Source organism: Candidatus Oleimmundimicrobium sp. (assembly GCF_030651595.1).
Taxonomy (GTDB): Bacteria; Actinomycetota; Aquicultoria; order UBA3085; family Oleimmundimicrobiaceae; genus JAUSCH01.
Genome location: NZ_JAUSCH010000054.1, coordinates 1 through 8024 on the forward strand (window position 1 = coordinate 1; position 8024 = coordinate 8024).

Genomic DNA, 8024 nt, shown 5'->3' on the forward strand with positions numbered 1-8024 from the left:
GGGAGCCGAGGCTTACCACTTCATTAATTATGTGGTTGCTTTACGCCGGTTACCTTATGCTTTACTACTCGGTTGATGATATTGAACGTAAATCTCGCCTTACCGCGGTATTTGGTATAGTTGCTTTTTTAAGTGTTCCCATCTCGTTCATGTCGATTAGGTGGTGGAGAACCGCTCATCCGTTGATATTTACGCCAGCAAAGATAGCGCTTGGTGAAGCACTCGATATGCAAATGTGGATACCAACTTTGATTTTTTTTGCGTCTATGATGCTCTATTATGTTTACCTTTTAGGGCAGAGGATAAGAATGATTAACTTACAAGAAGAAATTCAAGATTTAAAAGATGAGATTGGAGGTTAGTTATGTCCTTTTTTTACGCTGCTTATTTTGCCGCCTGGTTGATTTTATTTTTATATGTTTTTTATATTGAAAGGAAACTTGCTGTTTTAGGAAGAGATTTGAATCACTTAAAAGAAGTTGTAAAAAGGGAGAAGCTTTAATGGAAAAAGTAAGTGTGGTTCTTTTTTGGTTGGCAGCTCTTGCCTACGCGGCAGGTTTTGCGCTCTATGCCAGCCATTTTATTTCCAGAAGACAGATTACGGGGACTTTGGCAACCGCGGTGACTGTGTGTGGTGGATTAATCCAAACCGGGTCGCTGTTTTTTCGGTGGCTTTCCTCAAAACAGTCTTTAGGAGCGAGTGCTTATGAATCGCTTGCTATTGTAGTGTGGTTTGTAATTATTGGTTATCTTGTGCTTGAGCGTTTTGCTGACTTAAAGACACTGGGAATGTTTGTAACCTCTCTTGCTTGCATTTTTTTAATAAAAGCATGGAGTTATTATCATCTGCCTGGACCCAGGATGGAAGTGTTGCAGGGTTCTTTTATAAGTGCTCATTTTATGTCAATGTTTGTGGCTTCGGCTGCCTTTGCGATAGCCGCGGGAGCTGCCATTCTTTATCTTTTGCAGGAGTGGCATTTTAAAAGAAAAAAGTCAGATTCAATTCTTGCAAGGCTTCCTTCTTTGCAGGTTTTAGATGATGTTGGATATAAATCGGTCATTGTTGGCTTCTTATTTTTAACTACTACTCTTATAACGGGAGCAATAAGGGCTTATCAGATTTGGGGGACTTTTTTTGATGCTATTGTAATAGCTACTTTTTTAACGTGGGTAATTTATGTTTTTTACTTAGTGTTAAGGGTTGCGGCTGGTTGGATGGGAAAGAGATCAGCAATTCTGGCTTTAGTTGGTTTTTTGTTTGTCATAAGCATAAGATTTTTAATAGTGCCCTACATGAGTTTTTTACACGGTTTCAAAGGATAAAAAACGGGCTCTCCAGAGTTAAGATAAGTTTGTTCTTTTTAATTCTGGCAGGCTTTTTTATTAAAGCGAGTTTGTAAGGAGAATTTAATGACATATTATCCGGTTTACCTTAATTTAAAAAATAAAAAGTGTGTTGTGGTGGGCGGCGGGAATGTTGCGGAGAGAAAGGTTTTAGCTCTCATTGATTGCGGAGCCAAGGTTACCGTAATAAGCCCCAAGTTAACCAAGCTGCTTGAAAGATTAAAATCCGAAGGGAAAATCGAACATATAGGACGGGAATATGAAAAAGGTGATTTAAAAGGAGCTTTTGTTGTAATCGGGGCAACTGACAATTCTTCGGTAAATAAGGAAATTTACAAAGAGGCGAGCGCTTTAAATCTTTTAGTAAATATAGTGGATGTTCCGGAGATATGTAATTTTATTGTTCCTTCACTTGTGCGAAGAGGCGATTTGACGATAAGTATTTCAACTTCGGGAAAAGCTCCTGCTTTGGCCAAGAAGATTCGCCTTAAACTTGAGAAAGAATTTGGGCCTGAATATGAGCCATACCTTAATTTGCTGGGAGAGATAAGGGAAAAGATTAAAGAGAAGTATGATTTGGCTGATGAGCGAAACAAAGCATGGGGCAGAATTTTAGAGTCCAATATTCTTAAGTTAATAAGAGACGGAAAAGACGAGCTTCTTAAGGAGATAATTAAAGAGTGCATATAATAGTTGTAGGGTTGAGCCACAAAACGGCTCCAGTTGAGATAAGAGAAAAATTAACATTTCCGCTTCAAGACCAAGAAGGGCCTCTTCAGCATTTAGTTTCGTATGAGAGCATAGCCGAAGGAGTTATTCTTTCGACATGTAATCGTACTGAAATTTATGTTCTTGCGTCAGATTTAAATAAAGGCAAAGCTGACATTTTGAATTTTTTAAGCAGTTTCTGTGATTTGGATCAAGATAAAATATTGAATTACCTTTATTTTAAACATCAAGAAAAGGCCGTTCATCACCTGTTTATGGTTGTCTCCAGTCTCGACTCGATGGTTGTAGGCGAGGCCCAGATTTTAGGCCAAGTGAAAGACGCTTACCAGTGTGCTTTTGAAAATCAAGCAACAAGCACCATTTTTAACAGACTTTTTAGGGAAACTTTATCGGTAGGGAAAAAAGTTAGAACGGAAACAGGAATTGGAGAGAATGCGGTTTCAATAAGTTATGCTGCTGTTCAACTTGCCAAGAAAGTTTTTGGAAACTTAAACGGCCATACCGTTCTTGTCATGGGGGCGGGAGAAATGAGCGAGCTTACGGCTCAGCATCTTATGGCAAACGGAGTGAACTCTGTTTTGGTGACAAACAGAACGCATGAAAGGGCTGTAGACCTTGCTAAAAAATTCAACGGCAAAGCAATAGGGTTTGATGATTATCATAACTATTTACAAGATGCTGATATCGTCATAAGTTCTACGGGGGCCCCACACTATGTTATCCATAGAGATGTGGTCGCGGAAGCGATGCGTAAACGCAAAAATAAGCCCATTTTTTTCATCGACATAGCTGTTCCCAGAGATATTGAGCCGGAGGTTGGTGAACTCTACAACGTTTTTCTTTATGATATCGATGATTTGCAATCCGTGGTAAATACCAATTTGGCGGAGCGTAATAAGGAAGCAGTAAAGGCCAAACGGATTATAGACAAAGAGTTAAACAAGTTTATTTCCTGGGTTAATTCTTTAGAGGTGGTTCCCACGATTTCGGCCTTAAAACGAGAAGCAGAAGAGATAAGAGCAAGCGAGACGGAAAAAATTCTTTCTAAAATGCAAGATATTTCTTCAAAAGACAAAAATCTTATAAATACGCTTACCAGCGCAATTGTAAACAAGTTACTGCACAAACCGATAGTTTCTTTAAAAGAAAGCAGCAATAGAAAAGATGGTTATATCTACACCGAATCAGCGAGATACTTATTTGGGCTAAATGATGATGAAAACGAGGAGCAATAAGTGGCTAAAAAAGAAATTGTAATCGGGACACGTGGCAGCAGACTTGCTTTGTGGCAAGCGAACTTTGTTGCTGAGAGCTTAAAGCAGTTTACCGATGCTGAAATTATAATTAAAAAAATAAAGACACAGGGTGATAAAATACTTGATTCTCCCCTGGCAAAAATTGGAGATAAGGGGCTTTTTGTTAAAGAGATTGAAGTGGCTTTAAGTACAGGGGAAGCTGATTTGGCGGTGCACAGCATGAAAGATGTGCCAACTGAATTGCCCGTTGGTTTAAAGATATCCTCAATTTTAAAAAGAGAAGATCCCAGAGACGTGCTTATATCCAAAGGAGGAGTTTGCCTTTCTGATTTACCGAAGGGTTCTAAGGTTGGCACAAGCAGCTTAAGAAGAAAGGCCCAATTATTAAACTTTCGTCCTGATTTAAAAATTGTTGATGTTCGCGGGAACATAGATACACGGTTACAAAAAATGGAATCAGGTGAGTTTGACGCAATAATATTGGCGGCTGCCGGGATAGACAGGATGGGCTGGGCCGATAAAATTACTGAAAGAATAGCGATGGAGATTAGTCTTCCCGCGGTTGGTCAAGGAGCAATTGGGATTGAGACAAGGGAAAGCGATGATATAATCAACAAACTGGTCGAAAAAATTAACCATGTGTCTACTTTTACTGCAGTTGCCGCGGAGCGTGCCATGATGAAGAAGCTCGAAGGGGGTTGTCAAATTCCTATTGGAGCCCTTGGGGTTTTAGAGGAGAACTGCATTAACCTGTGGGGCATGGTGGCCAGCTTAGATGGAAAAAGATTAATAAGAGATTTTGTTTCCGGCAAATCATCTGAAGCTGAAGAGTTAGGAATTAAACTGGCTGAGCAGATGATTAAAAGTGGAGCCAAAGAGATATTAAAGGAGATAAGAGAAAGTGGATAGCTTTTAGCAGATGCCCAAACTTTCCCTCCCCCTTGACGGGGGAGGATTAACCTGCCTGCCGGTAGGCAGGGGTGGGGGTGAACTCCCGACTAAGAGACTACCGACTCCCGATAAGGGCTCGAAGTAAATAGCAGATTTAGAGATAGAGGTAAAAATGAAGAAAAAAACAGGTAAAGTATATTTAATTGGTGCCGGTCCGGGCAATCCTAAATTAATAACCTTAAAAGGGATGGAATGCATAAAAGAGGCGGATGTTGTGGTCTATGACTATTTGGCTAATCCGCGTTTGCTGGCTTTTGCTAAACCGGATGCTGGAATGATTTATGTTGGAAAAAGTGGGCGCGCGCACACTATGGAGCAAGAAGACATAAATCGTCTTTTAGTTAATAAGGCCAAAGAAGGCAATGTAGTGGCGAGATTAAAAGGTGGAGACCCTCTCGTTTTTGGGCGAGGGGGAGAAGAAGCGTTGGCGCTTGCCGAGAATGATATTTTGTTTGAATTTGTTCCCGGGATATCATCGGCTTATGCTGTTCCTGCTTATGCAGGTATTCCGGTAACACATCGGGGAATTTCATCTTCAGTTGCTTTCATTACGGGGCATGAAGACCCGACTAAACCCGATAGTGATATAGATTGGGAAAAATTGGCTGGTGGAGTAGGCACATTGGTTTTTCTTATGGGAGTTAAAAATTTACCTCTTATAGCAGGTAAATTAATGGAGCACGGCAGGCCTTCAGATACGCCGGTTGCTCTTATCAGATGGGGAACGACACCAAATCAAGAAACTATAACCGGCACGTTAAAAAATATTACCGAGAAAGTAAAGGTGGCTAATTTTAAACCACCGGCAATAACTATAGTGGGTGATGTTGTTAGTTTGCGGGAAAAGCTGAAATGGTTTGAAAATAAACCACTTTTTGGAAAAAAAGTAATTGTAACCAGGTCCAGAAATCAATCAAGTGAATTAGTGGAAGCTTTAGAAAACTTGGGAGCCGAGGCAACTGAGTTTCCGACAATTAAAATTATTTCGCCTCAAAGTTATGATGAATTGGACAATGCCATTAAAAAGATTCTAAATTCCCGACTCCTCTCAGGTCGTAGACCTTCCGAGGTCGTAGACCCGACTCCCGACTCCCCACTGTCTTATGACTGGATAATTTTTACTAGTGTAAACGGAGTATCATCATTTCTGGATAGACTCTATTATTTGGGCTCCGATGTCAGAGATTTAAAAGGAATTAAACTTGCGGCAATAGGTCCTGCTACAGCCGGAAAATTAAAAGAACTGGGTTTAAAAATTGACTACATTCCTTCTAATTATAAAGCGGAGTCGGTTATTGAAGGGTTTAAAGATAAAGGTGTTAAGGGTGCCAAGATTCTCATTCCCAGAGCTAAAGTTGCCAGAGAAATTTTGCCGGATAAACTCAGAGAATTTGGAGCCCAAGTTGATGTGGTAACGGCTTATCAAACCATAATTGACGGTTCTTATGCCGACAAAATAAGAGAGATGCTTGAAAAAGAAGAAATTGATATCGTAACATTTACAAGCTCATCGACGGTTAAAAACTTCGTTGAAATTTTAAAAGATGTGGATTTGAAGAAAGTTTTAAAAAATGTGACGGTAGCCGGTATTGGTCCAATTACTTCAAAAACTGCAGAAGAGTTAGGTTTAAAAGTTGACATATCGGCAAAAGAATATACGATAAAAGGATTGGTTGAAGCAATTGTATCCAGCTGTCAGCCCCCAGCCGCCAGTTGCCGGGTGGAGGAATAATGGGAGTGGGGCAAGAAGGTTATCGAGGTCTTGTTGTTTGGCAGAAAGCAAAGGAACTTGTTCTGCAAATATATGCTGAAACAAACAAATTTCCCCAGTCTGAAGTGTTTGGACTGACTTCTCAACTTCGAAGGGCAGTTCTTAGTGTGCCGGCCAATATTGCCGAGGGGAAAGAAAGACAATATGACAAGGAATTTGTTCAGTTTTTATATATTGCGCGCGGTTCTTTAGCTGAAGTAGAAGTTTTCCTGGAAATCGCTAAGAATCTTGGTTACTTTACAGTAGGTGGATTTAACAGATTAGAAAAACACACATCTGAAGTTGGAAAACTTCTAAATGGTTTAATAAACTCTTTAAAATAAAGTCAGTGGCTGGAAGCTGGAAGCTGGTGGCTGGAGACTGGAGACTGGATAGATGATTGGTATTTCAAAACTTTATTGTGGGGCCGTGGAGCCCTCGGACGCGCTTAGGTATAAAAGGGATTCAAGTAAACTACCTTCGCACCTTCTTCAATTTTCAAAAGATAAAAAACCGGTAGTTGTTTGGAATTGTACTCGAAAATGTAATTTAAAGTGTGTTCACTGCTATGCTCAGTCTAAAAACATTGATTACAAAGGAGAGCTTACAACCGAGGAAGGCAAAACTTTAATAGATGATTTAGCTGATTTTGGGGTTCCGGTTATTCTCTTTTCCGGAGGCGAGCCGATGATGAGGAAAGACTTGCCCGAACTTGCGTCTTACGCGAGAGAGAAAGGGATAAGAGCGGTAATATCAACTAATGGCACATTAATAACACCGGAGAAGGCAAAAGTTTTAAAGGAAATTGGCCTATCATACGTTGGTATTAGTCTTGATGGCATGAAGGAAGTTCACGATAAATTTCGGGGGGTTGAAGGAGCATTCGACAGAGCTATCGAGGGTATGCGAAACTGTAAAAAAGAGGGTATTAAGGTAGGACTTAGGTTTACAATGAACAAACGCAATGTTCAAGAGATACCGAGCATATTTAAATTGCTTGAAGAAGAGGATATTCCCAGGGTTTGTTTTTATCATTTAGTTTATTCCGGTAGAGGAAGTAAGCTAATAAAAGAGGATTTAACTCATGAGGAAACTAGAAAGACAGTGGATTTAATCATGGATAAAACCAAAGACCTTTTTGATCGAGGTCTTGAAAAAGAAGTTTTAACCGTTGATAATCATGCCGATGGTCCCTATGTTTACCTGCGTTTATTAAAAGAGGACTCCAAAAAAGCTGAAGATGTTTATGAGTTGCTTCAAATGAATGAGGGTAACAGCACGGGAATTGGAATTGGTTGTGTTAGTTGGGACGGGGCTGTTCACCCTGACCAATTTTGGAGACAGCACATTCTTGGTAATGTAAGAGAGAAAAAATTTAGCGAAATATGGATGGATACATCAAATCCATTGATGGCTGGCCTCAAAAACAGAAAACCGCTTATCGAAGGAAGATGTGCCAAGTGCAAATGGTTAAATATTTGTAACGGTAATTTTCGGGCAAGAGCCGAGTCATATTATAACGATGTGTGGGCTTCAGACCCGGCATGTTACCTCACCGATGAAGAAATAGGCCTTGTTTAGTTATTAGTAAGGATTAAAGGATTAATTCTTTTTTGTCATTGCGAGGAACGGAGTGACGAAGCAATCTCTGTTAGTTTTTATTTACTATGAACTGGTTCTTGGGGGTGTAGCTTTCAGCCCCGGAGGTCGAAGACCGAGGGAGAGAAAGCGCTATCTTTGCATAGTAGAAGTTGAAAGTTAGTGAAAAGCTCGGAGTCGAGAGCGAAAATCTAAGAAACACTTGAATCCTTGAGCTTCGGTTTCTTAATTCTGTAACTTATAGATACTGGTGTCTTGTGCCTGAAAGTTGAAGTTTTGGTATTTAAATTTACATTTTACACTTTGCGTTTTACATTTATAATAAAGCGATAGCGACGTAGTAGCTATTAGCTAATATATATGGGGGTGTAGCTTTCAGCCCCGGAGGTCGGAGA

The 8024-nt window shown here is 40.0% G+C and carries 9 protein-coding genes; all 9 read left to right on the forward strand.

The features are described 5' to 3' along the window. Positions 1-362, forward strand: a 362-nt coding sequence (gene ccsA, locus Q7U95_RS03440; protein WP_308751874.1) for a cytochrome c biogenesis protein CcsA, incomplete at its 5' end; no start/stop codon positions are given. Between the two features lie 2 nt (positions 363-364). Next, the gene (locus Q7U95_RS03445; RefSeq protein WP_308751875.1) at positions 365-502 is read left to right on the forward strand and encodes a hypothetical protein; all 138 of its coding nucleotides are present in this window, start codon (positions 365-367) and stop codon (positions 500-502) included. Then, positions 502-1323: a cytochrome c biogenesis protein CcsA gene (gene ccsA, locus Q7U95_RS03450; RefSeq protein WP_308751876.1), complete on the forward strand. Its 822-nt coding sequence runs from the start codon at positions 502-504 to the stop codon at positions 1321-1323. Before Q7U95_RS03445 ends, ccsA (Q7U95_RS03450) begins: the two co-directional genes overlap by 1 nt. A gap of 87 nt (positions 1324-1410) precedes the next feature. Then, positions 1411-2034: a bifunctional precorrin-2 dehydrogenase/sirohydrochlorin ferrochelatase gene (locus Q7U95_RS03455; RefSeq protein ID WP_308751877.1), complete on the forward strand. Its 624-nt coding sequence runs from the start codon at positions 1411-1413 to the stop codon at positions 2032-2034. Next, complete coding sequence (gene hemA / locus Q7U95_RS03460; RefSeq protein WP_308751878.1) at positions 2025-3308, forward strand: glutamyl-tRNA reductase; 1284 nt, start codon at positions 2025-2027, stop codon at positions 3306-3308. Before Q7U95_RS03455 ends, hemA begins: the two co-directional genes overlap by 10 nt. After that, complete coding sequence (gene hemC, locus Q7U95_RS03465) at positions 3309-4238, forward strand: hydroxymethylbilane synthase (protein WP_308751879.1); 930 nt, start codon at positions 3309-3311, stop codon at positions 4236-4238. Between the two features lie 154 nt (positions 4239-4392). After that, on the forward strand, positions 4393-6012 hold the full coding sequence (cobA, locus tag Q7U95_RS03470; protein ID WP_308751880.1) for a uroporphyrinogen-III C-methyltransferase: 1620 nt from the start codon (positions 4393-4395) through the stop codon (positions 6010-6012). Continuing rightward, on the forward strand, positions 6012-6374 hold the full coding sequence (locus tag Q7U95_RS03475; RefSeq protein WP_308751881.1) for a four helix bundle protein: 363 nt from the start codon (positions 6012-6014) through the stop codon (positions 6372-6374). Before cobA ends, Q7U95_RS03475 begins: the two co-directional genes overlap by 1 nt. A 52-nt stretch (positions 6375-6426) precedes the next feature. Beyond that, complete coding sequence (ahbC, locus tag Q7U95_RS03480; protein ID WP_308751882.1) at positions 6427-7611, forward strand: 12,18-didecarboxysiroheme deacetylase; 1185 nt, start codon at positions 6427-6429, stop codon at positions 7609-7611. Positions 7612-8024: the final 413 nt, after the last annotated feature.